The 17,686-nt window shown below is 74.8% G+C and carries 19 protein-coding genes; 10 read left to right on the plus strand and 9 right to left on the minus strand.

The features are described 5' to 3' along the window. Window positions 1-21: 21 nt before the first annotated feature. Complete coding sequence (locus RY076_RS01590) at window positions 22-654, plus strand: TVP38/TMEM64 family protein (protein WP_323095649.1); 633 nt, start codon at window positions 22-24, stop codon at window positions 652-654. Between the two features lie 32 nt (window positions 655-686). On the opposite strand, the gene RY076_RS01595 is transcribed toward RY076_RS01590, so the two are convergent. Continuing rightward, window positions 687-1,763 carry an NAD(P)-dependent alcohol dehydrogenase gene (locus RY076_RS01595; RefSeq protein WP_323095650.1) on the minus strand — a complete coding sequence of 359 codons (1,077 nt, stop codon included), beginning with the start codon at window positions 1,761-1,763 and terminating at the stop codon, window positions 687-689. 83 nt (window positions 1,764-1,846) lie between these two features. On the opposite strand from RY076_RS01595, the gene RY076_RS01600 reads away from it, so the two are divergent. Then, window positions 1,847-2,560: a TetR/AcrR family transcriptional regulator gene (locus tag RY076_RS01600; protein WP_323095651.1), complete on the plus strand. Its 714-nt coding sequence runs from the start codon at window positions 1,847-1,849 to the stop codon at window positions 2,558-2,560. Here the strand turns inward: RY076_RS01600 and RY076_RS01605 are convergent. Both RY076_RS01605 and RY076_RS01610 read right to left on the minus strand, forming a co-directional pair. Then, a complete protein-coding gene (locus RY076_RS01605) occupies window positions 2,530-3,429 on the minus strand; it encodes a hypothetical protein (RefSeq protein WP_323095652.1) in 900 nt (299 codons plus the stop codon). The two genes, RY076_RS01600 and RY076_RS01605, sit on opposite strands and share 31 nt — an antisense overlap. 58 nt (window positions 3,430-3,487) lie before the next feature. After that, window positions 3,488-4,255, minus strand: a complete 768-nt coding sequence (locus RY076_RS01610) for a RibD family protein (protein ID WP_323095653.1) — start codon at window positions 4,253-4,255, stop codon at window positions 3,488-3,490. 178 nt (window positions 4,256-4,433) lie between these two features. Between RY076_RS01610 and RY076_RS01615 the strand changes: the two genes are divergently transcribed. Continuing rightward, window positions 4,434-5,357: a hypothetical protein gene (locus RY076_RS01615; RefSeq protein ID WP_323095654.1), complete on the plus strand. Its 924-nt coding sequence runs from the start codon at window positions 4,434-4,436 to the stop codon at window positions 5,355-5,357. Here RY076_RS01615 and RY076_RS01620 read toward each other — a convergent pair. Beyond that, entirely contained in the window at window positions 5,305-6,132 is an 828-nt protein-coding gene (locus RY076_RS01620) for an HNH endonuclease family protein (protein ID WP_323095655.1), read from the minus strand. The two genes, RY076_RS01615 and RY076_RS01620, sit on opposite strands and share 53 nt — an antisense overlap. A 226-nt stretch (window positions 6,133-6,358) precedes the next feature. Between RY076_RS01620 and RY076_RS01625 the strand changes: the two genes are divergently transcribed. Then, on the plus strand, window positions 6,359-6,952 hold the full coding sequence (locus tag RY076_RS01625) for a mycothiol transferase (protein ID WP_323095656.1): 594 nt from the start codon (window positions 6,359-6,361) through the stop codon (window positions 6,950-6,952). 35 nt (window positions 6,953-6,987) lie between these two features. Here the strand turns inward: RY076_RS01625 and RY076_RS01630 are convergent, their stop codons facing one another. Beyond that, a complete protein-coding gene (locus RY076_RS01630) occupies window positions 6,988-7,941 on the minus strand; it encodes a helix-turn-helix transcriptional regulator (RefSeq protein ID WP_323095657.1) in 954 nt (317 codons plus the stop codon). A gap of 117 nt (window positions 7,942-8,058) precedes the next feature. Here RY076_RS01630 and RY076_RS01635 point away from each other — a divergent pair, with 117 nt between their 5' ends. Both RY076_RS01635 and RY076_RS01640 read left to right on the plus strand, forming a co-directional pair. Beyond that, the gene (locus tag RY076_RS01635) at window positions 8,059-8,568 is read left to right on the plus strand and encodes a GNAT family N-acetyltransferase (protein WP_323095658.1); all 510 of its coding nucleotides are present in this window, start codon (window positions 8,059-8,061) and stop codon (window positions 8,566-8,568) included. 116 nt (window positions 8,569-8,684) lie between these two features. Then, the gene (locus RY076_RS01640; RefSeq protein ID WP_323095659.1) at window positions 8,685-10,046 is read left to right on the plus strand and encodes a C1 family peptidase; all 1,362 of its coding nucleotides are present in this window, start codon (window positions 8,685-8,687) and stop codon (window positions 10,044-10,046) included. A gap of 383 nt (window positions 10,047-10,429) precedes the next feature. On the opposite strand, the gene RY076_RS01645 is transcribed toward RY076_RS01640, so the two are convergent. Beyond that, complete coding sequence (locus RY076_RS01645; RefSeq protein WP_323095660.1) at window positions 10,430-11,545, minus strand: alpha/beta hydrolase family protein; 1,116 nt, start codon at window positions 11,543-11,545, stop codon at window positions 10,430-10,432. A gap of 107 nt (window positions 11,546-11,652) precedes the next feature. Between RY076_RS01645 and RY076_RS01650 the strand changes: the two genes are divergently transcribed. Then, window positions 11,653-12,582, plus strand: a complete 930-nt coding sequence (locus tag RY076_RS01650) for an amidohydrolase family protein (protein ID WP_323095661.1) — start codon at window positions 11,653-11,655, stop codon at window positions 12,580-12,582. A 4-nt stretch (window positions 12,583-12,586) separates the two neighbouring features. Here the strand turns inward: RY076_RS01650 and RY076_RS01655 are convergent, their stop codons facing one another. Continuing rightward, entirely contained in the window at window positions 12,587-13,033 is a 447-nt protein-coding gene (locus RY076_RS01655; RefSeq protein WP_323095662.1) for a group II truncated hemoglobin, read from the minus strand. Window positions 13,034-13,115: 82 nt separating this feature from the next. Beyond that, on the minus strand, window positions 13,116-14,384 hold the full coding sequence (locus tag RY076_RS01660) for a glycoside hydrolase family 76 protein (RefSeq protein WP_323095663.1): 1,269 nt from the start codon (window positions 14,382-14,384) through the stop codon (window positions 13,116-13,118). A gap of 201 nt (window positions 14,385-14,585) precedes the next feature. On the opposite strand from RY076_RS01660, the gene RY076_RS01665 reads away from it, so the two are divergent. The 3 genes from RY076_RS01665 to RY076_RS01675 all read left to right on the plus strand — a co-directional run bounded on the left by RY076_RS01665 (window position 14,586) and on the right by RY076_RS01675 (window position 17,256). Continuing rightward, on the plus strand, window positions 14,586-14,981 hold the full coding sequence (locus RY076_RS01665; RefSeq protein WP_323095664.1) for a YciI family protein: 396 nt from the start codon (window positions 14,586-14,588) through the stop codon (window positions 14,979-14,981). Between the two features lie 47 nt (window positions 14,982-15,028). Then, window positions 15,029-16,288, plus strand: a complete 1,260-nt coding sequence (locus RY076_RS01670) for an RNA polymerase sigma factor (protein ID WP_461782301.1) — start codon at window positions 15,029-15,031, stop codon at window positions 16,286-16,288. 92 nt (window positions 16,289-16,380) lie between these two features. Continuing rightward, on the plus strand, window positions 16,381-17,256 hold the full coding sequence (locus RY076_RS01675; protein ID WP_323095666.1) for an alpha/beta fold hydrolase: 876 nt from the start codon (window positions 16,381-16,383) through the stop codon (window positions 17,254-17,256). 11 nt (window positions 17,257-17,267) lie between these two features. Here the strand turns inward: RY076_RS01675 and RY076_RS01680 are convergent, their stop codons facing one another. Further along, entirely contained in the window at window positions 17,268-17,678 is a 411-nt protein-coding gene (locus RY076_RS01680; protein WP_323095667.1) for a hypothetical protein, read from the minus strand. Between the last annotated feature and the right edge of the window lie 8 nt (window positions 17,679-17,686).

Below are 17,686 nucleotides of genomic sequence, written 5' to 3' on the forward strand. Positions count from 1 at the left end.
TGTCCACATGGAGGTGAGCGGGTGGAGGTGAGCGCGTCGGTGCACGCGGCGGCGGCGTGGGTGCACGCCGTGCTGCTGTCGCTCGCTCCGGCCTCGCCCGCGGCCTTCGGCGTCCTCTTCCTGGCCGTCTTCGTCGCCGCGACAATGCTCGGCGTGCCCCGGACCGTCCTGACGCTCCTCGCCGGGTCGGCCTTCGGTCCGTGGGCCGGGTTCGTGCTGGCCTGGGCCGCTGCGGTCCTCGCGTCGATGGGCAGCTACGAGCTCGCCCGGCTCGCAGCGCGGTCTCGCCGCCCCGGCGGACGCGTCGACCGGGTCGTGGGGCGGGCTGAGGCGGCCGTGGCCCGCGCCGCCGGCGAGCAGTCGGCCGGCGCCCGCGCGGAGCGGCTCGCGGGCATGGTGTCGTTGCGGCTCCTGCCGGTGCTGCCCTTCTGGATGCTCAACTACGGCAGCGGCGCGCTGGCCGTGCCGCGCGTCGCGTTCGTCGTCGGCAGCGCGATCGGCCTAGCGCCCGGGGCCGTGCTCTACGCCGTCGTCGGCGGTGGGCTCGACGCCCCCGGCTGGCTGCCGGTGCTGCTCGCCGCGCTCTCGACGACGGCGCTCGCCGGGCTGGGCCTGGCCCGCTGGCGGTCGCGCAGTCCTGACTCGCAGTCCTGACTCGCAGTCCTGACTCGAAGGCCCGAGGCCGGTCAGGGTCGGACGACGACCTTGCCGCGGAGGTTGCCGCGCTCCATGTCGGAGAGGGCATCGGCCACGCCCTCGAGGCCGACGACCCGGTCGAGGACCGGACGGACGGCACCCGTGGCAGCCAGCTCGCCGACCCGGGCGGACAGCCCGCCCGACTGCCTGGTGACGAACCACGACAGGTGCTGGCGCGAGAACGGGTCGAGGATGCTGACGGCGAGGTTGCGGTGCAGGCCGCCGAGCCACCTCCCGCCACCCTCGCCGCCGACGATGACGAGCGACCCGGACGGCGTCAGCACCCGGCGCAGCTTGCGCACCGGGCGGTTGCCCGCGATGTCGACGACGGCGTCGAAGGGGCCGTCGAGGTCGGCGACCGACGTCGTGCGGTAGTCGGCGACGTGCTGCGCGCCGAGGCCGCGCACCAGGTCGGCCTTGCCGGCGCTGCACACCGCGGTCACCTCGGCGCCGAGGTGCGTCGCCATCTGGACCGCGAAGGTGCCGACCCCACCCGATGCGCCGAGGAGGAGGACCCGCTGTCCTGCCTCGACGTGCGCGTAGCGCTGCACCGCCTCGAGCGCCGTGCCACCGGAGATGCTCAGCGTCGCGGCCTGGACGTCGTCCACCGACGCCGGGGTCGGGGTCAGCTGGTCGGCGCGCGCCACGGCGTACTCGGCGAAGGAGCCCGGCGCGGTGCCGAAGACCCGGTCGCCGACGGCGAACCCGGTGACGTCGGGCCCGAGGGCGACGACCTCGCCGGCCAGCTCGAAGCCGAGGACCGGCTGGCGCGGTCGCCGCAGCCCGAAGGCCGCGCGGGCGGCGTACGGGGTGCCGGTGAGCAGGTGCAGGGCGCCGCGGTCGAGCCCGGCGGCCCGGACCGCGACGAGCACCTCGCCCGGCCCGGGGTCACGGCGGTCGACGGGCTCGACCCGGACCTCGTCGACGCCGCCGTACGCGCGGCGGGTCGCGGCCCGCATCCGGGTCGGCAGCGGCGCCGGACTCGGGGATGGGGTGCCGGCGGGGGACGAGGCCGCGGGCCCGGTCGGGGGCGGGGTGGGGGAAGGGGTGTGGGTCGAGGGGTTCATGGCGGAGGCTCACTCTCTTACGGCGTAAGGTTTAAGACGACGCTAGCATTACGCCGTAAGGCAGACAACCCCCAGGAGACCCGATGCCCCCGCGCAAGCTGACCCGCGAGGGTGTCCTCGACGCCGCGGTCGCCATGGCCGACGCCGAGGGCATCGGGCGCCTGACGATGCGCGGACTCGCCGGCGAACTCGGCGTCGAGGCGATGTCGCTCTACCACCACGTCGCGAACAAGGACGCGCTCCTGGACGCGATGGTCGACAGGGTCTACGACGAGGTGGTGCTGCCCGACGCGTCGGGCGACTGGCGCGCCGAGCTGCGGCGCCGCTCGGTGTCGGTACGTCAAGTGCTGTCGCGGCACCCGTGGGCGCTGCCGCTCATGGAGTCACGACGCGCGCCGGGGCCGGCCACCCTCGCCTACCACGACGCGAACATCGCCTGCCTGCGCACGGCGGGGTTCACGCCCGAGCACGTGGCGCACGCCTACGCGGTCATCGACGCCTTCGTCTACGGCTTCGTCCTGCAGGAGACGACGCTGCCGTTCGACTCGGGCGCGGAGGCCGCCGACCTCGTCAGCGTGGGTCCGCTCGCCGAGCTCGTGGGGGCCCACCCGAACATGGCGTGGTTCGCCGAGCACGTCGTGCTCGCGCCGGGGTACACCTTCGCGCGAGAGTTCGAGCCGGGGCTCGACCTCGTCCTCGACGGCATCGCGGCGCTCGTGCCTGACGCAGGAGCGTCAGGGTCGTCCGGGTCTGCGGGTCGGCCGGGTCAGGGACGTGCGGCGTCGCGGATGCGCTGACGCAGCTCGCGCAGGGCCGTGGCGGCCTCCGGAGCCGTGCGGACCGGGTCGGTGAGCCAGTCCACGAGGGAGTGGTCATCGCGCGTGACCCCGGCGAGCGTGTCCGCCGCGGCGGCGGCCATGAGGGCCCCGGTCCGGGGCACCGGCAGCGAGTCGCCGAGCAGCTCGTCGGCCCACGCGTCGGCCTGGTCGAGCAGCTCGTCGTCGACGTGCGCCCGGCGGGCTCCGGCGACCGCGTCGCGAGCCGCAGGAAGCGCGCCGACCGCCGCGTCGCCGGCGACCGCCCGCACCTCGGTGATGAGCTCGTCGAGGTGGGTCTCCATGAGCCAGCACGGCATGCCGCGCCCGGCGAGCACTCCGGAGAGCCACAGCACCTGGCGCGTCGCCCGGTCGGCACTGAGTGGTGCGAGCGAGATGAGCCACGCGGAGTCGCTGCTCGCGAAGCGAGATCCTCTCTCGCCGTACCGGATCCGGTAGTAGGGCATGACGTCGAACGAGCGCTGGGCCGCCCGGACCGCAGCCCGCAGCAGCGTCGCGTCGGTCGTCATGCGGTACGTGCCCGCGTCGGGGTTGATGACGCCGGCATCCACCGACTGCCCCGACTCGCGGCGCGCCAGGCCGGCGAGGACGTGCCGCTCGGCCTCCGCCACGAGGGTGGCCACGGCCTCGGCGTCCGACCCGGGAACGGGCCGGCCCTCGAGGGCGTCGCGCAACGTCTGCTCGTCCGTCGAGCCGGTGGCGACGACGAGCCGCTCGACCCCGACGACGGCCGCGACGAGGGCGGGGTCCTCGAGCGATCCGGACGCCGTCCGGGCGGTCTGGTCGAGCAGGAGCTGTCGCGCCTCCGTGGCGCGCGCGGCGTCGGTCATGCCCGGCATTGTGCCGCCCCGGGCCCGCCTGTGTCACAGCGGTGTCGGAGACGACGCGTCAAGCGGGACCGACGGCGTACCGGGCCCACGTGCTGCCTGCCGCGCCGGTGACGACCCCGAGCGGCCGCACGCGCGTGGGCTCGCCGCCCGGCGGCAACGGCGGGCCGTCGAGGAAGGTCGGCGTGCCGAGGCCGCCGACGAGCGCCGGGAACGTCACGACGTGCAGCTCGTCGACGAGTCCGGCGCGCAGCAGCGCCCCGTTGAGGCCGCCGCCGCCGTCGGACACGACGCACGTCGCGCCGAGCGTGTCGCCGAGCCGCTCGAGTGCCAGGGCGAGGTCGACGCGGTCGTCGCCGACGACGAGGTAGCCGACCCCGACCTCGCGGAGCCGGGCGAGGTAGCCGGGCGGCGTCGACCGGCAGACGAGCACGAGCAGGGCCGTCGTGTCGTCGCCGAAGTAGGTCCAGTCGACGCGGCCGCGGGCGTCGACGACGACGAACCACCGGGGAGCGCGGCGAGGGAGGTGGTCGGCGAAGAGTGCCTCGTCCGACGGGGAACTCGCTGCGGCCCATGGGGACTCGACGTCGTCCGCGACGAACGTGCCGCTGCCCTCGAGCGTCACCGTGGGGGCATCGTGCTCCTCGATCCAGGCCCGACGCTGTTCGTGGAGGTCGTCGACGTCATCCGGCCACGCGGCGCGCCAGCGGTCGGCGACGCCCGGATCGAGGAGCCGTTCGGCCCGCGACGTGGTGATCCGGCCGTCGAGGCTCGCCGTCGTCGTGACGACGACGCGCGGCCGCTGCCCACCACTTCGCGGTTCGTCCATCCGGCGACCGTAGGCGGCCGGACCGACAGTCGACCCGGCCGAGCGTGCGGATGTGAGGGTGCCGACAGGGCGCCGCCGGCCGTCCTGCCCCCGGCTAGCGTTGAGGGAGAGGCGTGCGCGGAGCGCGCCGGACGCGTCGCCCGGAGCGCAGGCCTCGTCGCCGAGGAGGTCGGTCGTCATGGGTGCCCAGCGCGTCGCCGGTCGGGTCGAGGACAGGACCCGGAGCGCCGGGGCGCCACCCGAGGCCGCAGCCGCCCTGCTGCGGGACGGGCCGCGGCTCACGGCGGCCCGCATCCTGTCCCTCGTGGTGCTCGGCCTGATGCTCGTGCAGTCGCTCCTCGGCCTGCTCGTCCCGGGGCTCTACCCCGAGCAGCCGTGGGCGCTGGCGGCACTGCGGGGCAACGACCTCGTGACGCTCGCGGTCGTCGTGCCCGCCCTCGCGGTCGCCCTGTACCGCAGCGCGACCCGGGCCTCGACGGCGTCGGTCGCCGTGTGGCTCGGGCTGCTCTTCTACGGGGTCTACAACTACGCGTACTACGCCTTCGGGGCCGCGTTCAGCGACGTCTTCCTCGTGCACGTGGCCGCGTTCTCGTTGTCGACGTACGCGCTCGTGCTGCTCGGCTCGAGCCTCGAGGTCGACGCGGTGGCGGCCGGCATCCGTACCGGCCCGGCCGCGCGGGTCGTCGCGGCGTTCACGACGCTGCTCGGTGCCGGGCTGCTCGTCGCGTGGGGGACCTTCTCCGTCCGGTTCGCCCTGACTGGCCTGCTGCCCGCCGACGTCATGCCACCGTCGGCGATCCACCTCGTGTATGCGCTCGACCTCGGCGTCCTCGCGCCCGCGTTCCTCGTCTCCGGCATCCTGCTCTGGCTCCGCCGGCCGTTGGGTGCGGTGCTCGCGGCGGCGGCCAACGTGTCGGCTGCCGCCTACCTGCTCGTGCTCGAGGTGGGCGGCGGTTTCCAGTCGGACGCCGGGATCGGCTCGGCCACGTGGGCCTCGGCGCCCGCGATCGGCGGCACCGTGCTGTGCCTCCTCGCGGCGATGACGCTGCTCACCGGCAGGCCCCGAGCTGTCGCGCCATCTGCGACTTCTCGGCCGCGGTGACCCACAGGTGGTAGCGGGTCTTCACCGCCACCTGGCGCGCCACGTAGGTGCAGCGGAACGCGCGGTTCGGCGGAAGCCACGACGCGGCGTCGGAGTCGCGCTTGGCGCTGTTGGTCGGGCCGTCGACGGCGAGGAGGTTGAGCGGGTCGTTGGCCAGGGCGGTTCGCTGGGCCGGCGTCAGCTGCTGGGCGCCCTTGACCCACGCGTCGCCGAGCGCGACGACGTGGTCGATCTGCACCTTCGACGACGTCGAGGCGCCGCGCTCGAAGGCGATGACGCGTCCGGTGTAGGGGTCGGCGAGCCGCCCGGAGAGCACGACGCAGCCGTGCGTCCCGGACTTGAGTCGCTGGGCCGTGAGGTCGCGGCGGAGCACGTCGTTGCGGGTGTCGCAGCCGTTGTGGCCGCCCGGGACGTCGACGTCGTCGGTCCAGGAGGTGCCGAAGCGGTCCCGCGCGTAGCCGGTCTTCGGCGCCCGGCCCTTGACCGGCAGCCGCTCGAGCTGGGCGAGGGCGGCGCGGGCCTGGGCTGGTGTCGTCAGCGCCGTGCTCGTGCGCGTCGTGCCGCCGGTGCCCGACGGGCCGGGCGTGCCCGACGAGCTCGTGGCCGATCCCGGGTCGCTGCCGCCGACGGTCGTCGACGCGTGCGGCTGCGCCCCGGGCGAGGTGGCCGTCAGGGCGGGGAGCCCGCACCCGGCCAGAAGGGTCGTCAGGGCGGAGACCGCCAGGACGCGAGCGGGCAGGTGGTGGCGTCGGGGACCGCGGATCAGGCTGGGCACGATGGGCCACCCTGCCACACAGGCGAATCCACACCGACGCGCCTCGCCGCTCTGCATTGCTCCGCGAGGTGAGCCAGGGTGCGCGCCCGGGGGCCGGTGGGCGCGCCGGCTCGCGTGGTGGAGCAATGCAGAGCGTCCGGAGAGCGCCCGCATCCGAGGGCGGGGTCGGCGGAAGGTCAGCCGCTCCGGACGTCGTTCGTCCGGAACCGGCCCTAGCGTCGGCGGCATGACGACGTACACACCGCCCACCGAGCGGCCGTGGGAGCCGCCCTTCGCCGGCACCGACCTCGAGCACCTCCTCGGCGCCCTCGACCGCATGCGCACGACGTTCCGCTGGAAGGCCGACGGCCTCGACTCCGCCGGGCTGCAGCAGCGCGTCGGCGCCTCCACCCTGACGATCGGCGGCCTGCTCAAGCACATGGCGGCGAACGAGGACTTCAAGTCGCTGGTCCGGCTGCACGGCGCACCGCTCGACCCCGTGTGGGACGGCAACGGCTGGGACGGGGACGACGACTGGGAGTTCGCCTCCGCCGCCGACGACACCCCCGACCGGCTCTACGGCCTCTACGACGGGGCCGTCGCGCGCTCGCGGCAGCGCTTCGACGCCGCCATCGAGGAGGGCGGGCTCGACGCGGCGGCCCATGCCACGGGCCCGGACGGTGGGCCGGTCAGCATCCGCCGGATCCTGTTCGACCTGCTCGAGGAGTACGGCCGCCACACCGGCCACGTCGACCTGCTGCGCGAGGCTGTCGACGGGCGGACGGGGGAGGACCCGCCGGAGGGCTGGCGGCCCGAGTCCGGCAGCTACGCCTTCCACTGACCGGCCCGGACCGGCCAGCCGGCGCGCACAGCCCGTCAGTCGGCGGCGTCGAGGAACCGGCGGCCGAGCGCGCGGACCGCCTCCCGCAGCTCGGGCCCGTCCACGACGTGGAACCGCGCTGGGAGCCGGGCGAGCTGGTCGGCGTACCAGAACGGGTTGCCCGTCGACCCGGTCAGCCGCGTGCGGTCGGCGTCCACCGCCTCCAGCCGCCCGAGCCCGCGCGGCATGGCGGCCCTGACCTTCTCCAGCGGCGCCTCGACGACGACCTCGGTCGTGAACTCCCAGCCGACCGCGAGGTGCTCCTCGAGCATCGCCACCGGCTCGAGGTCGGCGGGCGGGCTGAACGGGTCGTGCAGCACCTCGACGCGTCGGACCCGGTCGACGCGGAAGGTGCGGACCTCGCCGCCCGGGCGTCGCCGGCACAGCACGTACCAGCGTCCGTGGCGCACGACGACGGCCCACGGCTCGACGTCCATGTCCCACTCCGAGCCGGCCTCCGACCGGTAGGACAGCCGCACGCAGAGGCGGTCCGCGCAGGCGCCGACGAGGGTGCTGGTCGTGCCGGGGTCGGGACGCACGGCGGCGCGGTCGGGTGCCGGGGCCGTGGTGCGGCGCACCGCCTCGGCCTGGCGGGCGATCGGCTCGGGCAGAGCCCGCACGATCTTGCCGAGCGCGCTGCCGACGGGGTCGGTCGGGTCGCCGGCCTCGTGGTGCCCGTCGAGGACGGCCATGACGAGACCGAGTGCCTCGGGGGCGCTGAAGACGAGCGGCGGCAGGCGCAGGCCACGCCCGACGCGGTAGCCGCCGTAGGGCCCGCGCTCGGACTCGATGGGGATGCCGGCCTCGCGGAGGATGCCGACATAGCGGCGGGCTGCCCGCTCGGACACCTCGAGCTTGTCGGCGAGGCGGTCGGCGGAGATGCCGGGGCTGCCCTGGATCAGCTCGAGGGCGAGCAGCGCCCGGGAGGTCGGGCTCGTCTCGTCGCGCACGTCCTCCTCCGATCCGGACGGGGATCGCCCGGATCGAGCGTAGTGCTCGGCCCCGACGGTCCGGTGGAACACCAGCGGTCCAGCCGGAGTCACAGTCGGCGCGGCTAGCCTCCCTGGATGACCAGGAGCGTGCGCGGCCTCGACCGACCCGGCGACGACGACCTGCTCCAGGCCCTGCTCGAGACCGACCCCGGCTACGCCGAACGGGTCACCGGCTACCCGCCCGGCCCGGGCGACGGGTACTCGACGCTGACCGCGGTCCCTCCCGACTTCGACCCTGCCGACAAGCACGTCGTCGGCCTCTTCGACGGCGAGCGGCTCGTCGCGGCCGCCGACGTGCTGCACGGCTACCCGGCGGCCGGCACCGCGTTCGTCGGGCTGCTCGTCGTCGACGGCGCGAGCCGCGGAGCGGGGCTGGGCCGAGCGATGCACGACGAGGTGGTGCGCCTGGCCCGCGAGTGGGGCGACGTCGGCACCCTGCGCCTCGCCGTCGTCGACACGAACGCCGAGGTGGCCGCCCCGTTCTGGGAGCGCCTCGGCTACCGGCCCACCGGTGAGACGAAGCCGTGGGTCTACGACCGGCTCGAGTCGACGACCCGGCTCTGGGAGCGTCCGCTCGACGGTTGAGGCTGAGACGGCTGAGGCTGCGACCGGTGGTCCCTTCTCACCCCACTCCCGCCGGTGGACGCGTGTGCCGGGCGTAGTGTCGAGCGCACCGCACCCAGCCTTCCGAAGGAGTCCGCATGCCCCGTGACCTCGCCCCCGACGTCCTCGAGCGGTTCGCCAAGGCCTTCGACGCCGACCCGACCGCGCGGCTGCTGCAGAACGCCGTGACGAAGACGCAGGTCGACGACGTCGCCCTCGACCGCCGCGTGGTGACGAGCATCGACCACTCGGTGTCGCACCTGCTCGACGACTGGGGCGCGACGTCGCAGGAGAAGAGCGGGCGCTGCTGGCTCTTCGCCGGCACCAACCTGCTGCGCGCCGGCGCGGCGAAGAAGCTCGGCGTCAAGGACTTCGAGTTCTCCCAGAACCACCTGCTCTTCTTCGACAAGCTCGAGAAGGCCAACCACTGGCTCGAGTCGGTCATCGCCACGGCCGACCGCGACGTCGACGACCGCACCGTCGCGCACCTTCTCGCGACGCCGAGCGAGGACGGTGGGCAGTGGAACATGTTCGTCGCCCTCGTGCTCAAGCACGGCCTCGTGCCCAAGAGCGCGATGCCGGAGACGGCGTCCTCGAGCAACACCCGGCAGCTGAACCGCGACCTCGCCACCGTGCTGCGCCAGGCCGCGCGCGACCTGCGCGCCCGTGCCGCTGCCGGAGCCCTGAACGAGGGGCTGAACGAGGGGCTGGCCGAGGAGCTGGCCGAGGCCAAGGAGGACGTGCTCGGCACCGTGCACCGCCTGCTCGCCATCCACCTCGGGACCCCGCCCGAGTCGTTCCTCTGGCAGTGGAAGGACTCCGACAAGGGGTTCCACCGCGAGGGCACCATGACGCCGCTCGAGTTCGCCGACGCGTACGTCACCGTGCCGCTCGCCGACTACGTCTGCCTCGTCAACGACCCGCGCCCGGCCAACCCGTACGGGCGCACGTACACCGTCGAGCACCTCGGCAACGTCGTCGGGGCGCCGCCGGTCACCTACCTCAACGTCGAGACCGACCTCATGAAGAGCCTCGCGTCGCGCGCGATCGCCGGCGGCGAGCCGGTGTGGTTCGGCTGCGACACCGGCCAGATGAGCAACGCCGACCTCGGCCTCTGGGACGCCGGCCTCTACGACCGCGCCGCCGTCTACGGCACGACGCCGGACCTCGGCAAGGCCGACCGACTCCTGCACCACGAGTCGCTCATGACGCACGCGATGCTGTTCACCGGCGTCGACCTCGTCGACGACGTGCCGCGGCGCTGGCGCGTCGAGAACAGCTGGGGCACCGAGAAGGGCGACAAGGGCTTCATGACGATGAACGACAACTGGTTCGGCGAGCACGTGTTCGAGATCGCCGTGCGCCGGGACGCCCTCCCCGAGGACCTGCGCCCGGCACTCGACGCCGAGCCGGTCGTCCTGCCGTCGTGGGACCCGATGGGCGCGCTCGCCGGGTCATGACGCGTCGCGGAGGGTGAACCTCCCGAGCCACACGCGTCACACACGTCTCATCCGAACCATGCGTCTCAGTGAATCTTGCTGTGCCGCTTGCGAATTCGTCGACCGATCGCGCCGATCCGCGAACTTTGTCCGATCTTGCAGGACTCTTGCGGAAATTCTGAGCCGTTCCCCGGGTGCGGCTTGCGATTCGTCCGTAAAAGTAGAGGTCAACGGGGAGGGAACGAACCGGGTGCCGACCGGGGTGGGATCGGCGCCAGGGGGGACATCGTTCCGGCTCCTTGGGGGGTGGGGGAATGTGAACGGGGTGGGTTCCGCAGGGGGATGCGGACCCACCCCGTACTCATGTCCGGACCGTCGGACGGTCACCGCCGGCGGCTCACGTGTCAGCGCAGGTGCGCGTCGAGGAAGGCCGTCGTGCGCCGGATCGACAGCGGCCACTGCGACGTGAACGTGTGCCGCTGGCCCGGGTAGACGTCGTAGGTCACGTCCTTGCCGGCCGCCCTGAGCGCGCGGACCGTCTCGGCCGACCACGCGATCGGGCAGTCCTCGTCGGCGGTGCCGTGGTGGATGAGCAGCGGCTCGGTGATCCGCGAGAAGTAGGTGCGCGGGCTCGTCGTCGCCCACCGCGCCGGCTGCGCCTCGGGCGTGCCGAGCCGGGCGATGACCGCGCGCGCCACGCCGGAGCGGTCGGCGTCGCGACGTACCCACCGGTCGAAGTTGTCCACGGTGTCCGAGCTCACCGGCGAGTAGGCGACCGCCGCCCGGAACAGGCCAGGCCGCACGACGAGGGCCGAGTACACGACCCCGCCGCCCATGGACCGGCCGATGAGCGCGATGCGGTCGGGGTCGACGACCCGGGCCTTCTTCAGGGCGAGGGCGGCGTTGATCGCATCGGCCGTGTAGCCGGCGCGCAGGTCGGCGTCGTTGCGCGGGTCGCGGTCGGACTCGGCGTGGTTGCGGTAGTCGATGTGCAGGGTCACGTAGCCCTGCCGCGCCAGGAAGTCGCGCTCGCGCAGCATCGTCTCGCCGTTCGTGTACTCCGCCGGGTCGACGTAGCCGTGCGCGAGGACGACCGCGGGGAACGGGCCGGCCCCGCGGGGGATGTTGATGCGGCCGCTGATCGTCAGGCCGTTGCTCGCGTAGGTCGCGTAGTACTGCCGGTACGCGTCGGTGCTGCCCCGCTCGCGGCCGAGCCGCAGGTTGCCGCCCTCGTACCGGGCGGCGATCTGTGCGGGGATCGACGCCGGGTCGGGCGGCGCGGCCGGGCGGGTGGTCGTCGGGGCCGGGGCCGCCGGAGTGCTTGGGCTGCTCGGGCTGCTCGGGCTGGCAGGGGTGCCGGCGCCCGTCGACGCCGGTGCGCCCGACGCGCTGGCGGTGCCCGTCGAACCCGGTGCGGCCTCGCCCGCCGGGGACGGGGCGCTGCAGGCCGAGAGGGCGAGGGTGGCCGCGACGAGGCCGGACACAACGGTCGTGCCGGGGGCGGCGCGTCGGGCTCTCATCCACCGAGTCTCACCCGACATCCAGCGGATTCCCAGCGTCGTGACCGACCCGAGACGTGCCCGAGCCCCGCCGGTGCCGGGCGAGGGCGTCGCATAGCCTGCGAGCCGTGACCTCCCAGCGCACGACGCCCGGTCCGACCACCGACGCCGACGTCCCCGGCTACGTCGAGGCGCTCGGGCTGCCCGGTCTGGCCGACGTGCACGTCCACTTCCTGCCCGACGCGATGCAGCGCAAGGTGTGGGACTACTTCGACGGCGCCGAGGACCACTACGGCCGGCCCTGGCCGATCACCTACCGCGCCGGCGTGCCGGAGCGGCTCGCGACGCTGCGGACGCTCGGACTGCGTGCCGTGCCGGCCCTCAGCTACGCGCACCGGCCGGGCATGGCGCAGTGGCTCAACGAGTGGAGCGCCGCGTTCGCGGCCCGGGCGCCCGAGGTCGTGCACTGCGCGACGTTCTACCCCGAGCCCGGGGTCGGTGCCTACGTCGGCGACGCCCTGGCGTCCGGGGCGCGCCTCTTCAAGCTGCACGTGCAGGTCGGCGGCTTCTCACCGGACGATGACCGGCTGACGCCGGCGTGGGCCGCCCTGGAGGAGGCACGGGTGCCCGTCGTCGTGCACGCCGGGTCGGCGCCGATCCGGGGCCGGCACACGGGCCCCGACGCCGTCGCCGCGGTGCTCGCCCGGCACCCCGAGCTCGTGCTCGTCGTCGCCCACCTCGGGATGCCCGAGTACGACGCGTTCGCCGACCTCGCCGAGGTCCACCCGCACGTGCACCTCGACACGACGATGTGCGCCACCGACTTCACCGAGGCGTTCGCGCCGATGCCGCCCGGCTACCGCGACCGGCTCGCGGCCCTCGGCGACCGGGTCGTGCTCGGTTCGGACTTCCCGAGCATCCCCTACCCGTACGCGCACCAGCTCGAGGCGCTCGCCCGGCTGGGACTCGGCGACGAGTGGATGCGGAAGGTGCTGTGGCGCAACGGGGCACGGCTACTCGGCCTGGACCTCGACACCGGCGAGCGGTTGCCGGCCTGACGCGTCAGGACTGGAGCCCGTCCCACGACCACCGGGGCAGGGCCAGGCCGTCCGGCACGTCGTCGGCGGAGTGGTGGTAGCGCGACATCGTCGTCGTCGTGGTCCACGCGAAGTAGTCGTGCAGGGCGGTGCGCAGGCGCTCGTCCGTGAGCCCGACGTCGTCGAGGGCTGTGTCGAAGCAGGCGATGGCCCGCCGGTCCATCTCCTCGTGCGGCCCGTTGCCGCTGTGCAGCCGCACGACGTACGACTCGTCGCCGTACCGGTCGCTGTAGGCCGGCGGGCCACCGAGCGCCTCGGTCCAGTAGGCGGCGAGGCGCGGCGTGTGGTCGTCCTTGAAGCCGTGGCTGAAGGCGTGCGCCACGACGTCGTCGGCGAGGACCCGCTCGTGCCACGCGTGCGCGAGCCGCAGCATCCCGTCCTCGCCCCCGGCCGCCTCGAAGAGCGTCTCCATCGGCCCAGCATGGCAGCGGTCGGCGCCCCGGTGGGGCCGAGCATCCCGGGCATCGCACCAGTCGGTTCCGCGGCGGCCGGGGTCAGGCCAGGCGCGCCGCCGCCTCGAGCACCGTCCAGGCCTGCAGCTGGGGCGCGAGCTCGAGCGGGTCGGCGTCGGGAAGCGCCTCCGAGGCCGGACGCGTCGGGTCGGGGGAGAACACCGTGGCGACCGCCGCGCCGCGCCGGCCGGTGAGCAGAGCGTGGTGGAGGCCCGTGTGGCGGCTCGGGTCGCGCCCGTCCCACAGGGCGTCGGCGGTGTTGCGCACGAGGCGGGACGCGGTGGCCCTCGCGGCCGCGTCGAGCTGGTCGGTGTCGGCGGCGAGCGCGAGGTAGCGGGCCAGGATGCCGGTGAACAGGCCCCCGTCGCCCGCACCGTGGGTCCGCAGGACGCGTCGCCCACCCGACGCGTCAGGCGCGTGCGGCGCGTGCGGCGCGTCGGCAGGTGGGCTCGCCGTGGTGAGGTGGGTGTCGACGGCCGCGACGAGGGCGGCGGCGCGCTCGAGGCTCTCGGGGTCGCCGATCGTGACGAGCGCCCCGAGCACGGTGCCCTGGTTGTAGCTCCACACGTGGGGCACGAGCACCTCGACCCCGTCGCGCAGGCGGATGCCGTCGGCGAAGAGCCCCGTGTCGGGCGACCAGAGCCGGGCGTAGGTCCAGTCGAGGATGCGCCGCGCCGCGTCGAGGTCGCCCAGCCGGGCCAGGTGGAGGGCGGCGGGGCCGCTCGCGGGCACGTTCTTGAAGTCGCGCTCGGTGCTCCAGAAGAGGCCGCCCCCGGCGTCGTCGGTCAGGGCCGAGCGCAGCTCGGCCGTCAGCGTCCGCCGCGCCGACCGGAGCAGCCGGTGGCCGCGGCGCCGCTCGAGCAGCCGGTGCAGGCGGCCGAGGCGCCCGGCGGCGAGCGCGAGCCAGGCCATGTCGTCGTAGAAGTCGTTGGTCCAGCGGGCCCGGTTGCGCAGCCGGACGGTCGCGAGGACACGGTCGGCCCGGTTCGCGGTCGCGGACGCGCCGGCGAGGTCTCCCGCCCGGAGCCGGCGCATACCCGCGTCGACGACGGCGTCGAGGTGGTGGGCCTGCCACCAGTAGTGCCACGGCCCGCGCAGGCCCCCGAACGAGGGGTCGCGGCGCCCGGTCGGCGCGTGGACCCGCGCGAGGGTCGTGGCCGGCAGGGCCGCCAGGGGCCGGGCGAAGAGCAGGCCGACCGAGTGCTCGGACTCACCGGCGCGCGCCGAGGCCACGACCGCGTTGGTCTGCGCGTCCGTTGGCGCGTCGGATGCGGGGCTGGGGGCGGGCGTGGGTGCGGGGGCGTCGGCCACGCCCCGACGCTACCCGCCCGACGCGTCGCAGCACCGCAGACGGCGACGGCGGCATCGTTGTGCGAGGCTCGCGGCAGATGACGATGACCCGGCGACGGCGAGCCGGAGACTCTGCGGCGTGGTGCTGTCGAGCGGGCCGTCCCGGCTCCGACGTCCCGGGTGAGGCCGGGTGAGTGCCCGGCGACCACCGAGGGAGGGCCCGTGAAGTACCTGCTCATGATCTACAGCAACCCGCGCTCGTGGGGGCACCCGATCTTCCTGCGCACCGCCGAGGCGCTCGAGCTCGACGACGCCGGCCGGGCCGGCCTGCTCGCCGACTTCGAGGCCCTGCTCGCCGAGATCAGCGACAGCGGCGAGCTCGTCGGCGCCCAGGCGCTCGCCGACCCGCTGACGAGCCGCGCCGTGCGGGTCCGCGACGGCGAGCGGGTCGTCACCGACGGGCCGTTCGTCGAGTCGAAGGAGCAGCTGGCGGGCTACTTCGTCGTCGACTGCGCGAGCCCCGAACGGGCCGAGGAGATCGCCGCGCGGTTCCCCGACGCGCGGTTCGCGGCCGTGGAGGTGCGCCCGCTCATGGACGGGTCGGCGCCGGACCTGTGATGCCCGTGCACCCGATCGGCGCCCCTGTGGGCCATACTGCGGGGATCGTGGCCGACGACGTGTGGCGGGCCGCGACCCCGCAGGTCGTCGCCGCCCTCGTGCGTCGCTACGGCGACTTCGACCGCGCGGAGGAGGCGACGCAGGAGGCGCTGCTCGCCGCGTCGGTGCAGTGGCCGCGCGACGGCGTCCCGGACGACCCGAAGGCGTGGCTCGTGCGCGTCGCCTCCCGCCGGCTCGTCGACGCGTGGCGCAGCGACACCGCGCGCGAGCGGCGCGAGGCCGACGACGCGGCCCGCCTGCCCGCGGACGCCCACGTCGCCGCGGCCGCGGACGCGTCGGTCGGCGGGGGTGGCAGCGGGGTCGACGTAGGCGCCGCGGCGTCGGGCGACGACGACACGCTGACGCTCCTGCTGCTGTGCTGCCACCCGGCCCTGACGCCGCCGGCGCAGATCGCCCTGACCCTGCGAGCTGTCGGCGGCCTGACGACGGCCGAGATCGCGCGGGCCTTCCTCGTGCCCGAGGCGACGATGGCGCAGCGGATCAGCCGGGCCAAGGCCCGCATCCGGGAGGAAGGCGCCCGGTTCGAGGCTCCCTCTGCCGCAGACCTGCCCGAGCGCATGGGCGCCGTGCTCCACGTGCTCTACCTCGTCTTCACCGAGGGCCACACGGCCACCAGCGGCGACCAGCTCCACCGCGTCGACCTCACCGCCGAGGCGATCCGGCTGGCCCGCGTCGCGCGCCGGCTGCAGCCCGGCGACGGGGAGGTGGCCGGCCTGCTCGCGCTCATGCTCCTCACCGAGGCCCGACGCCCGGCCCGCCTCGACGCCGAGGGCCGGCTCGTGCTCCTCGCCGAGCAGGACCGCACCCGCTGGGACCAGGCCGCGATCGCCGAAGGGGTGGCCCTCGTCGAGGACGCCCTGACCCACACCGCCCTCGGGCCCTACCAGGTGCAGTCGGCGATCGCGGCGGTCCACGACGAGGCGCCGACGGCCGCCGACACCGACTGGCCGCAGGTGCTCGCCCTCTACGACGTGCTCGAGGCGCTCACCCCGGGCCCCGTCGTCGCCCTCAACCGGGCCGTGGCGGTCGCCATGGTGCTCGGGCCGGCCGAGGGCCTGCGCGTCGTCGACGCCCTCGCCACCGACCGGCGCCTCGCGCGCCATCATCGTCTGCACGCCGTGCGGGCCCACCTCCTCGAGACCGCCGGCGAGACCGACGCGGCCCGCGACGAGTACGCCCTCGCCTCCCGCCTCGCCACGAGCATCCCCGAGCAGGACCACCTCCGACGAAAGGCCGAGTCGCTGTGACCGATCCTCTTGCCCCCGAGACGAATCGAACTCAGGCAACCGACGCATCCGACGCATCCGATGGCTCCGGCCAGCCGCTGACGCCGGTGGTGGTGCGCGAGCTCGACGTCGCCGGTCCGGACGGTGCCGTCCTGCACGCCTACGACACCGGCGCGCCCGACGGCGTCGAGGACCCGCTCGTCGTCGTGTGGTTCCACGGCACGCCGAACATCGGGCCCCCGCCGACCCCGCTCTTCGACGCCGGCCGCCGCCACGGCATCCGGTGGGTCGGCTACGACCGGCCCGGCTACGGCGGGTCGACGCCGCGCCCCGACCGCTCGGTGGGGTCGGCGGCGGGCGACCTCGCCCGCGTCCTCGACCACCTCGGCATCGACCGGTTCGCGGCGATGGGCCACTCCGGCGGCGGACCCCACGCGCTGGCCGCGGCGGCCCTGATGCCGGAGCGCGTCAGTTCTGTCGTCGCGATGTCGCCGGTCGCGCCGTACGGCCCCGTGACCGCCGACGGCGTCGACTGGTTCGCCGGGCTGGCACCTGCCGGTGACGCGTCGCTGCGCGCGGCCGTTGCCGGGCGCGACGCCAAGGAGCGGCACGAGGCGGCCGTCGCGGACGGCCCGGAGCAGTCGGCCGAGGACATCGGGTTCCTGCCCGTCGACGAGGCGATGTTCGCCGGCCCGTGGCGCTGGCTCGGATCGGTCGTCGGCCCGGCGATGGCCGCCGGGGCGGGACCGGTCGTCGACGACGACCTCGCCTACGTGCGCGACTGGGGCTTCGACCCCGCGGACGTCACGGCGCCGACGCTCGTCGTGCACGGCGACGCCGACGGGATGGTCCCGGTGTCGCACGGGCGGTGGCTCGCCGGACGCGTGCCCGCGGCCGAGCTGTGGGTCGAGGCCGGTGGCGGGCACATCTCGGTGCTCTCGCGGGCGGAGGACGCCCTCGACTGGCTCACCGAGCACGCCCGCGGCTGAGGGCGGTCCGATCAGCTGGGGGGCACGTCCTCGTCGCCGGCCGACCCCTGGGTGAGCAGGGCGTCGAGGGCGTGCAGGCCGCTCTGGTCGAGCCCGCGCCACGAGGCGAAACGGTCGTAGGTCTCCTCGTAGGAGGCGCCGTCGGTGTATGTCGTGACGGGCCAGACGCCACGCACCCAGTCGAGCCCGTCGACCGGATCGACACCGTCGGCAAGGCGGATCTTGATCAGGGTGCCCCAGCGGTCACTCACGTCGACGACGTCGCGCACGGGCGAGGGGCGCCCCGGCACGAGTGGTTGACGCGGGCGCCAGGGGTGGTCCTCGGCGTCGGCGCGGGCGTTGCGGTTCTCGTTCTCCACCCGGTCCCTGAGGTGGTGCACGATGAGGTCGGTGCCGACGCGGTACGGGGGCGAGGTGAGCACGAGCTCGC

The sequence above is a fragment of the Intrasporangium zincisolvens genome, assembly GCF_034724055.1.
Taxonomy (GTDB): Bacteria; Actinomycetota; Actinomycetes; order Actinomycetales; family Dermatophilaceae; genus Monashia; species Monashia zincisolvens.